Below are 15,769 nucleotides of genomic sequence, written 5' to 3'. Positions count from 1 at the left end.
AGTGGGGGATTGGGGTATGAAACAAGGAGATATTGAAAAATAGAAAGGATGAAGTGAATTGATACAGATTCGGCCGTTGCCCCCTGATCAATCTGTCCCTATGGATCTTTTATTATTAGCTGATCCTTCAAAAGAAAAGGTCCTTGCCTATGTAGAATCTGGTTCTTGTTATGTTGCCTTTCATGAACAGGACATGCTAGGTGTCTATGTTCTCACGTCTCTTTCTCAGCATACAGTGGAAATCATGAATGTCGCTGTGAAGGAGTCATGGCAAGGAAAAGGGATTGGAAAACAGCTGGTGCGCCATGCCATTTCAGAAGCCAAAGCTGCCGGCTTTCACACAATTGAAATTGGCACAGGCAACTCCAGCATTCAGCAGCTCGCCCTTTACCAAAAATGCGGATTTCGCATGGCGTCCATTGATCATGATTTCTTTCTTAAACATTATGATGAACCGATCTATGAAAATGGCATTCAGTGTATGGATATGGTTCGGCTGTCACTCGTTCTTCAAGCAGACTGAGTCCATTCAGCCTGCTTTTTTATGTTCTGCTCTTTTTCACTGCATGAATCACATATTGAATCAAGAAATAAAGCACGGCACCCGCTAAAAAGCAGACCACGCATCCAAAGAGGGTCGCCTCAGAGCTGAATTGATACTGTTCAATTTTCATGATATAAAATGGCATGCCAAACAGAGTTGGACTTGATTCCACATGTTTGACCTCTAGCAGCAGTAAAAATACCGGAGTCATAAACACAGCAAATACATAAAGCATCGCTAGCGTTAAGCCGCTAGAAAACGAATGAAAAACTTTGACCATCTATTTCTCTCCTTTCATCTCTTTTAAGCTGGCTGTGATATTTTTCCCGTCTGGGCAAGCTGGATGTAGCATCACAGTGTTTAGTAAAGAAAAAAGCAGCAAAGGATGAGTCATCGGATGCTTCCATATCAGAAAAAGCACAGCCGAGCAGATTACTGGAAACAACGGACCTGCAAGTGCCACCATCATATTAAAGCTTGGCCGGGCAAAGGTCTCATGAACGATCGACACGTGCTTCCAATCGATCATCACCACATAATCAAAAAGCGGCCTTTTTTCGATTTTGTTGCACAACATCACCATCAGTATATGACCGAGTTCATGAATGACCACAACCGCTATCAAGCAAATTAAAAGTTCCATCATCGCACAATCGGCCTCTTTAACATGGCAGCATATATACAGCTAAAGAATACGGCTGAGAAGGCCATGTAGGCGATTGAGAGAAGCTCGGTATGTGCTGAAAGCCACTCTAATAAAATCATATCCATCATGCTGAACACAGCAATCATCATCACAATCACAAACAGTTTATTCAACTCACTGATTTTCACGACAAAGCCTACACATGCCGCCATGACGGTGATCAATAAAATGGACAGACTCGCCAAAACGTGACCTTCACTTTCAATGCCCAACACCACATAAGCAAGCCCGATATACACAAAATATATCAACAAATTGATCGTGTAATAAAATAAAATTCTCGACAGTAAATAAGCGCCCTTTGATGAATTTAACATAAAGATGGCTCGATGGTTCATATGATATTCCCTGCCAATCATCAGCGGAAGCATGATCAAGATCTCTTTTAATGCATACTGCACAATAAAAGCATACAGCCAGCCAGTCTCTGCCGGAGTAAACACAAACGGGAGACCTATCGTAAAACAGACAAGAAATAAAAACAGAATACCCTGTTCTTTAAACACAGCTGATCGCGTGAAATAAACAAATTCCTGCCGCAATTGAGTCAGAAATGAAGAATCCGTTCTGATTTTCTGGTAAGAAAACGCCTTTACTTCTACTTTCAGCTGCAAAAACATTCGATTGACATAACAAGGCGCTAAACCCTTCAGCCAAAGCCAGACGGCGCATAGTAAGATCACAAGAAACACGAGATAGCCAGACGGCCATACATGCATCATCTCAACCGCTTTTTGAAAGAAAAAAAACTCAAAAGCGCCGAGTGTCACAAATCCGATCGTTTGTAGCAGTAAATGCTCTTTTGTTTTTGAAATGAAATGGCTCACTCCGATTCGTATGAGCATCCAAGAAGCGAGCGCATACAGCGCCAATACACAGCAAGTAACACAAATAACCATCATCCAATACATAGATGGGATAACGCCGCTAATAAAAAGTCCAAAACCAATTGGCAAAAAAAGCAGGCCAAGCATCATGAAGCAAAACAACACCGGAAAGAAATAGACACACAGGACAAATGACACACTTTGAATCGCACTATTCAGAAAGAAGAATTGATACTCTTGACGCTTCATTTTATTGCGGGAAAAGACAACACCCGCACCTAAAAGTAACAGTGTCATTTTCACAAATTGAAGGTATAAAGCAGTTGGTTCGCTTTCCCCTGCTTGCATAAAAAAACGCAGGCTCATGACCACGTATGTGGCATAGATCAACAAGAAAAATGCGGCTGCTGTGAGAAGCTGCAAAGGATATTTTTTGCCGATCTGCTTTACTTTCGTTATGAGCATGCCCCATTCTATTTTATGAAGAACGTGTCGTGTCCAAATCATTGAGTAACCTCTCCACCTGTATATAGTAATCTCGATTCACTTCTTTATAAATGTCCTCAAGTGCTTGTTGAGGAAATGTCCGGCTCGTTTCTTGACGAGACATATCCAGCTTTACGTCACCGTTTCTTAAGATCATGAGATGATCATACAATGTCTCACCAAAACTTAAATGATGAGTGGAAATGAGGATACCAGCGCCTTGATCTCTCAGTTTCATGAGCACCTTTTTTAAGATGATCATCATATCTGGATCAAGTCCGTTCGTTGGCTCGTCGAATACATAATAATCACAAGGCCTGAGGAGCTGTGAAATGATCTGCGTTTTCTTTTGATTGCCATGAGACAGCTGGGCAATTGGCTGATCCATATACGGACTCAGCTCAAAAAGATCAACGAATGTCTCCTCCCGCGTGATATCTTGCTCATGTGGTAGCTGGAGTAAGTGAAAATATTCTCTTGGCGTTAAATAATCAAACAAAGCATGTTCATCAGGAATATAGGAAACATGTTCTTTTAATAGGGAGATATGAGCTGAGGATTGAAAGTTCAGCTGTTGACCATGTAAAGATACGTACCCTGTAAATGGCGTCAGCCCAAACATAGATTGAATCATCGTTGTCTTTCCTGCACCATTATGCCCCAAAAGAAGAAGCATACGTCCTTTCTCCACATTTAGCTGAATATTGCGAAGAGAGAAGGTGCGGCTATACGTTTTTTCTTTTAATTGTAAGGTCAGCATCATGTCCCTCCGTTTGTTTCAGATAGAACAGATGACTTCGCCTCACGATATCGTCATCTGTCCCTTACATCTGCTAAAAACTCAACCGCATTTGATTTTGATGTAAATGCCTAAAAACTTGAATTGCCCTGCAAATTTAGAGCCTTTTCCAAATGTTTTGCATGCCCAAACCAGTGCTGCAAATGTCACTACACCTAAAATAACCGCAAGAACATAAATCCAAAATGAGTTTTTCTGTGTATTCTGAGAAGTTAGGATTCGTTGCTTCTTTTCCTCATAGGCTGCCAATAAATGTAGTACATACATGTACACACTTACAGGAAAACGAAGACTAAAAGCATTCAGCATCTTAACACCTCCTAATATATGTAAAACAATAACACCATCATACATAAAACATAAGTTCAAATTTATTCATATTTCTAGAAATTTTTTCATGATTTCTTTCTTATATATTGGCATTTTACCGAATTTTCAATGACAGAAGAATTATTTTTTACAGAAAAAGGATATGCCAAATGGAATAGTTGCATGAACATAAAAAAAAACGCTGCGGCGCGCTCTTATGTAAGAGCGGCACGCAGCGCGGTACTGGCATTATTTATTCAAGTTATAGAACGTTTCAATGCCATGATATTGTGCTGTTTCAGCCAATTGATCTTCGATGCGAAGCAATTGGTTGTATTTCGCCACACGGTCCGTACGAGACGGAGCACCTGTTTTGATTTGTCCAGCATTTGTTGCAACTGCAATGTCGGCAATTGTGCTGTCTTCAGTTTCACCAGAACGGTGAGAGATGACAGCTGTATATCCTGCGCGTTTTGCCATTTCGATTGCATCAAATGTTTCAGTTAATGTACCGATTTGGTTCACTTTGATCAGGATTGAGTTACCAACGCCGTTTTTGATTCCTTCAGAAAGCTTCTTCGTATTTGTTACGAACAAGTCATCTCCTACTAGCTGAACCTTGCTGCCAAGGCGTTCAGTTAATAGTTTGTGACCTTCCCAGTCGTTTTCATCAAGGCCGTCTTCGATAGAGATGATTGGGTATTTTGATACCATATCTTCATACCAGTCAACCATTTCAGCAGATGTTTTCACAACACCTTCGCCTGATAAATGATATTTACCGTCTTCTTTGTTATAGAACTCAGAAGATGCAGCATCCATCGCAAGTTTCACTTCTTCACCTGGTTTGAAGCCCGCTTTTTCAATCGCTTCTACGATTGTTTGAAGTGCTTCTTCGTTAGAACCAAGGTTTGGAGCGAATCCACCTTCGTCACCTACAGCTGTGTTTAAGCCTTTTGCGCTTAATACAGATTTCAGGCTGTGGAAGATTTGTGCGCCCATGCGAAGTGCTTCACGGAAGTTCGGTGCACCTACAGGCATAATCATGAATTCTTGGATGTCTACGTTGTTATCCGCATGCTCTCCGCCATTGACGATATTCATCATTGGCACTGGAAGCGTTTTGGAGTTGAATCCACCAAGGTATTGGTAAAGTGGAATTTGCAAGAAATCAGCAGCCGCACGTGCTACAGCGATAGATACGCCAAGAATAGCATTTGCGCCTAATTTCCCTTTGTTTTCTGTTCCATCAAGTTCGATTAACAGCTTGTCAATCGCTACTTGTTCTGTTACATCAAAGCCTAAAAGCTCTGGTGCAATGATTTCGTTTACGTTGTTTACAGCTGTCAGAACACCTTTTCCAAGGTAACGGTCTTTGTCTCCGTCACGTAGTTCTACTGCTTCATATTCACCAGTAGAAGCACCACTTGGAACTAATGCACGGCCAAAACCGCCAGATTCTGTGTAAACTTCTACTTCAACTGTTGGGTTACCGCGTGAGTCTAATACTTCGCGTGCATATACGTCAACAATGTATGGCATTGTGATTTCTCTCCTTTTGAATCAATTTGTTATTTTTGAATCAATGATGTTCCTGTCATCTCTTTTGGTTTTTCAAGACCAAGTAAGTCTAAAAGTGTTGGCGATAGATCGGCTAAAATGCCGCCCTCTCTAAGCGTCACACCTTTTTTCGTGACGATCACTGGAACAGGGTTTGTTGTGTGCGCAGTATGCGGCTTTCCTTCTTCGGTAATCAGCACGTCTGCGTTACCGTGGTCTGCCGTGATGATGGCATGTCCGCCTTTCGCTAGGATTGCGTCGACTACAGCTCCTAAGCACTCATCTACTGCTTCAATGGCTTTAATGGTTGGCTCAAGCATTCCTGAATGACCGACCATATCCGGGTTGGCAAAGTTCAGAATGATCGCATCATGCTTGTCTGCATTGATGTCTTCAACAAGTGCATCCTTCACCTCGTAAGCACTCATTTCTGGCTTTAGATCATAGGTTGCCACCTTTGGTGAATTAATCAAGATGCGGTCTTCACCAGGAAATTCTTCTTCACGTCCACCACTCATAAAGAATGTCACATGAGGATATTTCTCTGTTTCAGCAATCCGCAGCTGCTTCAATCCATTTTGTGAAATCACTTCTCCTACTGTGTTATCCAAATTCACTGGTTTGAAGGCGACATAGCCATCCACCGTTTCACTGAAGTGTGTAAAGCAAACGAAGTGTAAATGCTTCGGATGCGCTTCTCCGCGGTCAAATGAGCGGAAATCTTCATTTGTGAATGTGTTTGAAATTTGAATGGCACGGTCTGGACGGAAGTTATAGAAAATCACAGAGTCGCCGTCGTTTACCTTTGCAACTGGCTCACCATTTTCTCTTGTAATGACAGATGGAATGACGAATTCATCATAGATTCCATTTTCATATGAGTCATCCACGACATCATAGACGTTTTGATAACTTGGACCTTCACCATACGCCATTGCTCGATATGCTTTTTCCACACGATCCCAGCGTTTGTCACGATCCATTGAGTAATAGCGTCCAGAAAGTGTTGCAATTTCACCGACACCAATTTCTTTGATTTGTTCTTCAAGCTGTTTTAAGTACACTTTAGCTGTCTTCTGACCAACATCACGTCCGTCCAAGAAGCCATGAATGTATACTTTTGTTAAGCCTTCTTTTTTCGCTAGTTTCAGCAATGCAAATAGATGCTGGATGTGGCTGTGCACACCGCCATCTGACAATAGTCCAAATAAATGAAGGGCCTTGTCATTCTCTTTTGCATAGGTCATTGCGTCTAGGAACGTTTCGTTTTTTTCAAATTCCCCATCACGAATGGCGACATTCACTCTTGTTAAGCTTTGATACACAATGCGTCCTGCACCGATATTCAAATGCCCAACTTCAGAGTTCCCCATTTGACCTTCTGGGAGACCTACTGCTTCACCTGAAGCCGTTAACGTTTGATGCGGGAATTCGTTCCAGTAGCGGTCAAAGTTCGGTTTCTTTGCTTGTGCAACAGCGTTTCCGACTGTTTCACCTCTTAAACCAAACCCGTCTAAGATGATTAATGCAACTGGTTTCTTACTCATATTGACCTTCCTCCAATAATTGAACGAAAGACTGAGGCTCTAGGCTTGCGCCACCAACCAAAGCACCGTCAATATCGGATTCTGCCATATATTCTTTAATATTCGCCGGCTTTACGCTTCCGCCATATTGAATGCGAAGGCTGTCGGCCGCTTCTTGACCAAATTCGCTTGCAACGGTTTGGCGAATGTGAGCACAAACATCATTTGCATCTTTCGCTGTAGAAGATTTACCTGTACCGATGGCCCATATTGGCTCATATGCAATCACAGATGCAGCAACTTGCTGCTTTGTTAAACCAGCTAGTGCTTTCTTCACTTGATCAGCGACAAGTTCATTTGTTTTGCCTGCTTCACGCTCTTCAAGTGTTTCACCTACACAGATGATTGGAACGATGCCATGCTTGAATGCTGCGTGTGCTTTTTTGTTCACTGTTTCATCTGTTTCAGCAAAGAATTCACGGCGCTCTGAATGACCGATCACTGAGTAGCCGATGCCAAGATCTTTTAGAGCAGCAGGGCTGATTTCACCAGTGAATGCACCGTTTTCTTCAAAGTGCATGTTTTGCGCACCAATTTTCAGGTCTGTTCCGTTTGAAAGGCTGTTCAGCTTTTCAAGGAAAAGGGCTGGTGCACATACAATAGATTCCACTTTGTCAGGAGATGGAATAGATGATTTTACTTCTTCAACGAAGCTGACCGCTTCGCCAAGTGTTTTATTCATTTTCCAGTTCCCAGCTATAATTGGTTTTCTCATGATTGACACTTCCTTATAGCAGTTTTGGTCTTATTTATCGTTTAATGCAGTCACACCTGGAAGCTCTTTGCCTTCCATAAACTCAAGTGAAGCGCCGCCGCCTGTCGAAATATGGCTCATCTGATCGGCAAGTCCAAATTTCTCAACAGCTGCTGCTGAATCTCCACCGCCAATGACAGAATATGTATCTTTTGCTTCTGCCAGTGCTTCTGCAATTGCTTTTGTTCCTTTGGCGAATGCATCAATTTCAAATACACCCATTGGACCGTTCCAGACAACAAGCTTGCTGTTTTTAATGACATCAGCATACTTCTCTCTTGTCTCTGTTCCAATATCAAGTGCTTCTAGATCACTTGGAATTTCAGAGATTGGCACAATGCTTGTATTCGCATCATTTGAAAAGTCGTCGGCTACTAGAACATCTGTTGGAATAAGGAAGTTCACGCCTTTTTCTTTTGCACGTTCCATAAAGGATTTCGCTAAATCTACTTTGTCTTCTTCTAATAGGGATTTCCCTACTTCGTGGCCAAGTGCTTTTACAAATGTATAAGCGAGTCCGCCGCCGATGATGAGGTTGTCCACTTTATCAAGAAGGCTTTCAATCACACCGATTTTATCCTTTACTTTTGCCCCGCCGATAATCGCTGTAAATGGACGGTCAGGATTAGTAATGGCCTTTCCTAGAACCTCAAGCTCTTTTTGCATGAGGAAGCCCGCAACAGCCGGAAGATATGCTGCAATACCAGCTGTTGATGCATGTGCACGGTGTGCAGCACCAAACGCATCATTGACATACACATCCGCTAAATCAGCAAACGCTTTTGATAATTCAGGATCGTTCTTTTCTTCACCAGGATAGAAACGAACGTTTTCAAGCACTAGCACGTCTCCTTCTTTTAAGTCAGAGATTTGCTTTTTCACGTTGTCGCCGTAAGCTTCATCTGCTTTTTTCACTTCTTGTCCAAGAAGCTCTTGCAGACGTTTTGCCACAGGTGTCAGACGCAGTTCTTCAGTAACTTGACCTTTCGGACGACCCAAATGACTAGCTAATAGTACCTTTGCGCCTTGCCCTGTTAAATACTTAATGGTTGGTAATGCTGCGCGAATACGAGTATCATCCGTCACGTTTCCGTCCTTCATTGGAACGTTAAAATCCACGCGGCAGAACACAACTTTACCTTTTACGTCAATGTCTTTTACTGATTTCTTATTCATGCTCGTCAGGAGATCCTCCTTTATTCTGGTTTCCTTACGCATTAGACAAGTCTCTCTTTTATCCTTTTCCCATTTTGCCCTCATCAAAACGAGAAATCGTGCAGAACGGATAAAAACAGAGAAAAAGGGAAAGGGATGCTTCCCCTTCCCTTGTCCGTCTTCATTATATCGTGTCTCTAGGAAAGAACCAAGTGAGTTCCTTCAGTGTGAGAAATTAGAGACCTTGTTTTGCAATGTAAGCTGCAAGGTCAACTACGCGGTGAGAATATCCACTCTCGTTATCGTACCAAGAGATCACTTTCACCATGCTGCCTTCCATAACCATTGTAGAAAGAGCATCGATTGTAGAAGAGTTTGCATTACCATTGTAGTCACCAGACACTAATGGCTCTTCGCTGTAGCCAAGGATTCCTTTAAGTTCTCCTTCAGCTGCTTCTTTCAGTGCTGCATTTACGTCTTCAGCTGTTACATCTTGGTTTAATTCAGCAACAAGGTCAACTAAAGAAACGTTAGGTGTTGGAACACGCATTGCGCCACCGTTTAATTTTCCTTTAAGTTCAGGCAATACAAGTGAAACAGCTTTCGCAGCACCTGTAGAAGTTGGAATGATGTTTTCCGCAGCTGCACGAGCACGACGGTAGTCTTTGTGCGGAAGGTCAAGAATTTGTTGGTCATTTGTGTATGAGTGAACAGTTGTCATCATACCGCGTTTGATACCAAATTTATCGTTAAGTACTTTTGCAAATGGAGCTAAGCAGTTTGTTGTACAAGATGCATTAGAGATGACATCGTGGCTAGCTGCATCGTATTTGTCTTCGTTTACACCCATAACGATTGTGATATCTTCTTCGTTAGCAGGAGCAGAGATGATGACTTTTTTAGCGCCAGCTTCTAAGTGTTTTGCAGCGTCTGCACGTTTCGTGAAGAATCCAGTAGATTCAACAACGATTTCTACGCCTTGTTTACCCCAGCTTAATTTTGCAGGGTCACGCTCAGCTGATACTTCGATTGTTTTACCGTTCACTACTAAGTTTGTACCGTCTACAGAAACCTCTGCATCTAGTTTTCCGTGAACAGAGTCATATTGTAAAAGGTGTGCAAGCATGTTAGCGTCTGTTAGATCGTTAACCGCTACTACCTCAACTTCAGGATTGTTTAATGCTGCACGAAATACGTTACGTCCAATACGTCCAAATCCGTTAATACCGACTTTTACTGCCATGATGTTTCCTCCTTTTATAGGTAACAGAATGTTTTATATTGAGGGATCAATTGACTCCCTTAATAACTCTTTTGCGGCTCCTTCGTCTGTAACAAGAACCGTTCGGCGGGGTTTTTTGAAATAGGCTTCAATGGCCCCTGCCTTTGATGATCCACCTGCAACAGCAATGATGTGTGGAATGTTTTCTAGATCGTCTAGCTGCATGCCGACGGAGTGAACTTTGTGTACGACCTCGCCATCACGATTAAAGTAATAGCCAAAGGCCTCAGTCACGGCGTCATGCTCATCAATCTTTTTTAAATCTTCGGTTGGTGTGTTTCGTCTCATCGCCATTGTTTTTGCTTCCCCGATCCCGTGAATGAGCATCGTGGACGATTTAATCGTTTGAAGCACTTCTTTGACGGACGGCTCTTCAATAATGGAAGAGTACGCACCTTCTGACAGCTGTCCTGGAACAAACAGCAGCTTGTAAGTACCGGAAGCTTTTTCAGCCATGTGGGCACAAATGGTGTTTGCCTGATTTTTTACATTCTCCCCAAGACCGCCTCTCGCAGGGACAAACATCATGTCGCGATTTTTGGCATCAGGGGTCATCATTTCGGCAACGGCTTCCATCGTCGTTCCGCCAGTGACGGCGACGATATTATTTCCTGTAAACCTTTTTTTCATACATTGGACAGCAGCTCTCCCCATCTCTTGCTTCACCCACGGAGATTCGTCACTGTCACCAGAAACAATAATGACTTCTTCCAGGCCTAACTTCCTCTTTAATGTATTTTCCAAAAAGGTTAAGCCTAAAACGTCTTTCATCATTCCTTCAAGCATGTCTAGCAAAGCATGACCTTCACTTGTCAGCATCATACCGCTCGTTTTAACATCCAGCAGGTTTTGTTCTTTTAAGAACTGAACTTCAGCTCTTAAGATGCGCTCACTGAGACCAAGACTTGTCGCAAGGCTTCTGCGGCCAATTGGTTCAGCTAACCTGATGTACTGCAAAATGTCATAGCGTTTTTGCATAACTGTAAGAAGATCTGGCAATAATTTTTTTTGAGCTTCCAATAAATGATTCATGGCAAACGACCCTTTCTTTTCACGTTGGACTCAAAACGTCCCACTGTGACAAAAAACGTCCCGCCACAGCCAAAAAAAATCAAACCCTGCTTTCTTTCATTATTTTAACAGGATCATCTTGCATTTTCAACTCTTACAAACACATTCAGACAAAAAATAGACACATTTTCACCGATAACCTGCTTGTCACCAAGCTTCTCGCTATTTTATTTCTTTCAAAATATTATTTTTCTTCTATATAGAATGAATTTGGCATGAAAAAGGTGCAGGCGAATGTAATCCGCCTGCTTATGTTTTTGGTACCGCTTCTTCCTCTTCAGCAAACCGCTTCGCATCTTCCTTCGGTTTGATTTTAAGGTAATAAATGAGATAGCAGGCAGCCATGAACGGAACACCGCAATAAAGGCCAATCCGCTGATCCTCAATAAAGAATAAGCTGATAAGAATCAAGCCAAATGCGATAAAGCCTGCCAATGGCACAAATGGATAAAGTGGTGTACGGAAGACGAGATCCTTTACATCTCCTCCGTCTTTTATGAATTGTCTTCTAAAGAAATACTGGGATAAACAAATGGACATCCATACGACCACAAGCACCATACCTGAAATTGAAATAAGCCAGACATAGACCGTTTTTGGTGCTACAACACTCGTGAGCAGAGATAGAGCAGAAACACCCATTGTCACCAATAATGCGTTGATCGGAATTTTACGCTTGGACAATTTTTTCGTAAAAACAGGTCCTTTCCCATCCTTTGAAAGCGACCAGAGCATTCGTGATGATGCATATAATCCAGAGTTCGCTACAGATAGAACGGCTGTAATGATAATAAAATTCATGATATCGGCGGCGTATGGTATGCCGACCTTGTCCAATACCACAACAAACGGACTATCTACAGTGCCTGCTGTCTGCCATGGAAGAAGTGCGGCAAGAACCGCAATAGATAAGACGAAAAAGACCATCGTTCTCCAAATAATATTCCGAATAGAACGAGGGAGTGTTTTTTCGGGACTTTCACTCTCCCCTGCTGCAATCCCTACAAGCTCTGTTCCTTGAAAGGAGAAATTAACTGTGACCATGGTTAATAAAATCGCAAAAATACCATTCGGAAAAAGGCCGCCATGATCCGTCAAATGACGAAATAGAGGGGCTGGTTCTCCGTCTTTCAAGTGAATCATTCCGAAAATTGCGCCAATTCCAATGATAATAAACAAGACGATGGCAGCAACCTTGATGGCTGAAAACCAAAACTCTGTTTCAGCGAAGCTTCGTGCTGAGATGGCATTGATGGCAAATAAGATGATGCTAAATGCCAGACACCAAAGCCACACAGGAATATCAGGGAACCACCTTTGGAGTAAAATACCTGCCGATGTAAACTCAAGTCCGATTGTACACGCCCAGCTAAACCAATAGAGCCAGCCGATCATAAAGCCTGTGGATGGACCAATATACTCGGTTGCATACTCCTGAAAGGAACCGGCTGTCGGCATCGCCACTGCTAATTCACCAAGACAGAGCATGACCAAATACATGAACAGTCCGCCAATGATAAATGAAAGAATCGCTCCCCCTGGTCCAGCCTGATGAATAATGAGTCCTGACCCAAGGAAAAGGCCTGTGCCAATGACCCCGCCTAAGGCAATCATAAAGAGATGTCTGCTTTTCATGGAACGCTCTAGTTCATTATGCTGTTCTTGCTTCAAATCCGCTTCCCCACTTTCACTCTTCTATTCATCATCTTTTGACAAAATTCGCCGTTCATTGAAAGAGAAAGGGAGAATTTGAGGCTTCTCCCTTGCACCCTTTATGCTTGAAACAATGCTTCAATATGATTGATCGCCCAGTCTAAGTCTTCTTTTGAAATGGTGAGCGGCGGTGCAAATCGAATTACTGTCTCATGGGTTTCCTTGCATAACAGCCCTGCTTGCTTGAGCTTCTCACAATATGGTCTAGCTGCCTCATGCAGCTCCATGCCGATAAATAGTCCGCGCCCGCGCACTTCCTTAATGACAGGGCTTTGAATGCGTGACAGTTTGTCTTTGAAATATTCGCCAAGCTCCTTTGAACGCTCTGCTAACTTCTCGTCAATTAAAACATCCAGTGCAGCAAGTGACACTGCACATGCGAGAGGATTTCCACCAAATGTAGACCCATGAGACCCCGGATTAAACACGCCTAAAATATCACGGTTTGCTACAACACATGAGATCGGGAATACCCCGCCGCCAAGTGCTTTACCGAGAATCAGCATATCAGGCTCAATTTCTTCCCAGTCACATGCGAACATCTTACCCGTTCGTGCTAATCCTACTTGAATTTCATCTGCAATAAATAAAACATTCTCCTTCTCACATAGTGCCTTTGCTTCTTTCAAGAAGCCCTCTTGCGGCATGATAATGCCCGCTTCCCCTTGAATCGGCTCAATGAGAAAAGCCGCTGTTTGCGGAGTGATTGCTTCACGCAGCGCATCCAGATCTCCATAAGGGACGAGCTTAATGCCCGGAAGCATCGGACCAAAACCTCTTTGATATTCTGTTTCAGAAGAAAGTGACACAGCCGTCATCGTACGGCCATGAAAATTCCCGGTACATGCAATGATTTCTGCGCGATTCTCTTCAATGCCCTTTACATCATAGCCCCAGCGCCTTGCTGCCTTTACAGCCGTCTCCACAGCCTCCGCTCCTGTATTCATCGGCAACGCCATATCTTTATTCGTCAGTTTGCAAATTTTCTCATACCAAGGACCAAGCTGATCATTATGGAAGGCTCTCGATGTCAGTGTCACACGGTCTGCTTGTGTTTTGAGTGCCTCAATAATACGGGGATGCCGATGTCCTTGATTGACTGCGGAATACGCACTAAGCATATCCATGTATCGATTGCCTTCAGGGTCAGTCACCCACACGCCCTCAGCCTCTGAAATCACAATTGGCAGCGGATGATAGTTCGCAGCACCATATTGTTCTGTTTGTTGAATCAATTCATTTGTCTGTGTCATCATGTTATCCTCCTTCAATAAGCTTGCCTTTTTCCATTGGGTTCATCTTCACTCTTATGTTATGCAAGGATTGTGCCAACTTTGTAATCGCTTCGTTCCTAGGTTTTATCTGGCCTTTAACGCAAAAATATTTTGCATATGCAAAATTTTTAAGAGGAAACCGCAAAATATTTCATGTAAAATAGATGGAAAGGTCTGGGGGGTGGCGTAAATGAAAAAAGAGCACCATGTCGAAAAACTTGAAAATGAGATTGATCTGTATAAACAAATGCTCGATTTAATTGATGTCGGGGTGCACGCCATTGACGAAAATGGCAATACCATTGTTTATAATAAAAAAATGATGGAGATCGAATCTTTAAAACGCTCTGATGTCCTTTATAAAAATGTATTAGACCTCTTTGTCTTTCAAGACGAGATGCACAGCACACTTGTCCAAGCGCTACGAACGGGGAAACAAACGGTTCATGCAAAGCAGACATATCACAACTACAATGGAAAAGAAATCACAACCATTAACCATACATACCCGCTCGTTCGAGACGGTTTGATTCAAGGAGCGGTTGAAATTTCGAATGACGTCACCAAGCTCGAACGGCTGATCCATCACAATATGAAGAAAAAAGGAAACACACGCTTTACATTTGATTCAATTATTGGGGAGAGTCCTGCATTTTTAGAAGTCATCGAGCATGCGAAACGAGCCACACGCACCTCATCTTATGTGCTGATTGTTGGAGAAACAGGGACGGGGAAAGAACTGTTTGCACAAAGCATTCATAATGGCAGCAGTCGTTCATCCGGGCCATTTATTACCCAAAACTGTGCGGCGCTTCCTGATAACCTTATTGAAAGTCTGCTGTTCGGAACGCAAAAAGGGGCTTTTACAGGCGCAACAGATCAGCCCGGTCTATTCGAACAAGCACAAGGAGGGACACTGCTTTTAGATGAAATCAATTCCTTACACCCGGCTCTTCAAGCAAAACTATTGCGCGTCTTGCAGGAGAAGCGCGTGAGAAGGTTAGGCAGCACAAAAGAAATTGCCGTTGATGTGAGAGTAATTGCCAATATGAATGAGGACCCTGTGGATGCGATTGCGAGTGGACGGATGCGAAAGGATTTATTTTACCGATTAGGAATTGTCACCTTGTTTATCCCGCCGCTTTCTGAGCGAAAAGAAGACATCCCTACGTTTGTCATGCATTTTATTCAAAAATATAATGAGCTGTTTCAAATGAATGTGAAGGCGGCTGATGAAGAGGTGCTTGCTCTGTTTCAGGCTTATGATTGGCCAGGCAATGTCAGAGAGCTGGAGCATGTGATTGAGGCTGGGATGAATATGATGATGGATGAAGCATACTTAAGCTTGCAGCATCTTCCCTATCATTTCAGATTCAAGCATAGAGAAGGTCGTCCTGCTGAACACATGCAGGTGAGTCCTGTGCAGCAACCATCAGCAGCTGATACCTTTATCTACACAAGCTCGGAACAGACGACTGATTTTCAAACCCAAATGGAACGCTTTGAAAAACAATATATCGTCCATTACTTAAATCAAATGGACGACAATATTTCACAGACTGCAAAGATACTGGGCATGAGCAGGCAAAGTCTGCAATATCGAATGAAAAAACTGCATATTACTCGTCAATAATAGAGCTGTGCCCTTATGGGGCACAGCTCACAGATTGTTGACAAAGGGCTAAAATGATTTTTATTTTAGC

The 15,769-nt window shown here is 42.7% G+C and carries 15 protein-coding genes; 2 read left to right on the top strand and 13 right to left on the bottom strand.

Annotation, left to right across the window (positions count from 1 at the left end; all coding sequences use genetic code 11):
- The first annotated feature begins 58 nt into the window (after positions 1-58).
- The gene (locus tag BA1_RS09750) at positions 59-523 is read left to right on the top strand and encodes a GNAT family N-acetyltransferase (RefSeq protein WP_008358290.1); all 465 of its coding nucleotides are present in this window, start codon (positions 59-61) and stop codon (positions 521-523) included.
- A 19-nt stretch (positions 524-542) separates the two neighbouring features.
- Here the strand turns inward: BA1_RS09750 and BA1_RS09745 are convergent, their stop codons facing one another.
- The 13 genes from BA1_RS09745 to BA1_RS09685 form a co-directional block, all read right to left on the bottom strand.
- On the bottom strand, positions 543-824 hold the full coding sequence (locus BA1_RS09745) for a hypothetical protein (protein WP_008358288.1): 282 nt from the start codon (positions 822-824) through the stop codon (positions 543-545).
- Positions 825-1,190, bottom strand: coding sequence for a zinc metalloprotease (locus BA1_RS09740; protein WP_008358286.1), 366 nt, complete (start codon positions 1,188-1,190; stop codon positions 825-827).
- Complete coding sequence (locus BA1_RS09735) at positions 1,187-2,584, bottom strand: hypothetical protein (RefSeq protein WP_008358284.1); 1,398 nt, start codon at positions 2,582-2,584, stop codon at positions 1,187-1,189. The genes BA1_RS09740 and BA1_RS09735 overlap by 4 nt, the downstream gene beginning before the upstream one ends.
- Positions 2,556-3,323 carry an ATP-binding cassette domain-containing protein gene (locus tag BA1_RS09730; RefSeq protein WP_008358281.1) on the bottom strand — a complete coding sequence of 256 codons (768 nt, stop codon included), beginning with the start codon at positions 3,321-3,323 and terminating at the stop codon, positions 2,556-2,558. Before BA1_RS09730 ends, BA1_RS09735 begins: the two co-directional genes overlap by 29 nt.
- A gap of 81 nt (positions 3,324-3,404) precedes the next feature.
- Complete coding sequence (locus tag BA1_RS09725; protein ID WP_008358279.1) at positions 3,405-3,671, bottom strand: hypothetical protein; 267 nt, start codon at positions 3,669-3,671, stop codon at positions 3,405-3,407.
- 249 nt (positions 3,672-3,920) lie between these two features.
- A complete protein-coding gene (gene eno / locus BA1_RS09720) occupies positions 3,921-5,213 on the bottom strand; it encodes a phosphopyruvate hydratase (RefSeq protein ID WP_008358278.1) in 1,293 nt (430 codons plus the stop codon).
- A 29-nt stretch (positions 5,214-5,242) separates the two neighbouring features.
- The gene (gpmI, locus tag BA1_RS09715; protein WP_008358276.1) at positions 5,243-6,778 is read right to left on the bottom strand and encodes a 2,3-bisphosphoglycerate-independent phosphoglycerate mutase; all 1,536 of its coding nucleotides are present in this window, start codon (positions 6,776-6,778) and stop codon (positions 5,243-5,245) included.
- Complete coding sequence (gene tpiA / locus BA1_RS09710; protein WP_008358274.1) at positions 6,771-7,532, bottom strand: triose-phosphate isomerase; 762 nt, start codon at positions 7,530-7,532, stop codon at positions 6,771-6,773. The genes gpmI and tpiA overlap by 8 nt, the downstream gene beginning before the upstream one ends.
- A gap of 30 nt (positions 7,533-7,562) precedes the next feature.
- On the bottom strand, positions 7,563-8,747 hold the full coding sequence (locus tag BA1_RS09705) for a phosphoglycerate kinase (RefSeq protein ID WP_008358272.1): 1,185 nt from the start codon (positions 8,745-8,747) through the stop codon (positions 7,563-7,565).
- A gap of 214 nt (positions 8,748-8,961) precedes the next feature.
- Entirely contained in the window at positions 8,962-9,969 is a 1,008-nt protein-coding gene (gene gap / locus BA1_RS09700) for a type I glyceraldehyde-3-phosphate dehydrogenase (RefSeq protein WP_007500174.1), read from the bottom strand.
- 33 nt (positions 9,970-10,002) lie between these two features.
- Positions 10,003-11,040 carry a sugar-binding transcriptional regulator gene (locus BA1_RS09695; RefSeq protein WP_008358269.1) on the bottom strand — a complete coding sequence of 346 codons (1,038 nt, stop codon included), beginning with the start codon at positions 11,038-11,040 and terminating at the stop codon, positions 10,003-10,005.
- Positions 11,041-11,328: 288 nt separating this feature from the next.
- Positions 11,329-12,714, bottom strand: a complete 1,386-nt coding sequence (locus tag BA1_RS09690) for an amino acid permease (protein ID WP_051009115.1) — start codon at positions 12,712-12,714, stop codon at positions 11,329-11,331.
- 137 nt (positions 12,715-12,851) lie between these two features.
- Positions 12,852-14,045 (bottom strand): ornithine--oxo-acid transaminase, encoded by a 1,194-nt coding sequence (locus BA1_RS09685; RefSeq protein WP_008358265.1) that lies wholly within the window; start codon positions 14,043-14,045, stop codon positions 12,852-12,854.
- Between the two features lie 211 nt (positions 14,046-14,256).
- Here BA1_RS09685 and BA1_RS09680 point away from each other — a divergent pair, with 211 nt between their 5' ends.
- Positions 14,257-15,699, top strand: a complete 1,443-nt coding sequence (locus BA1_RS09680; RefSeq protein WP_008358263.1) for a sigma-54 interaction domain-containing protein — start codon at positions 14,257-14,259, stop codon at positions 15,697-15,699.
- Positions 15,700-15,769: the final 70 nt, after the last annotated feature.

The organism is Bacillus xiamenensis (genome assembly GCF_000300535.1).
Lineage (GTDB): Bacteria > Bacillota > Bacilli > Bacillales > Bacillaceae > Bacillus > Bacillus xiamenensis.
The sequence above is the reverse complement of the archived record's forward strand: the minus strand, read 5'-3'. Positions and strand labels throughout refer to the sequence as shown.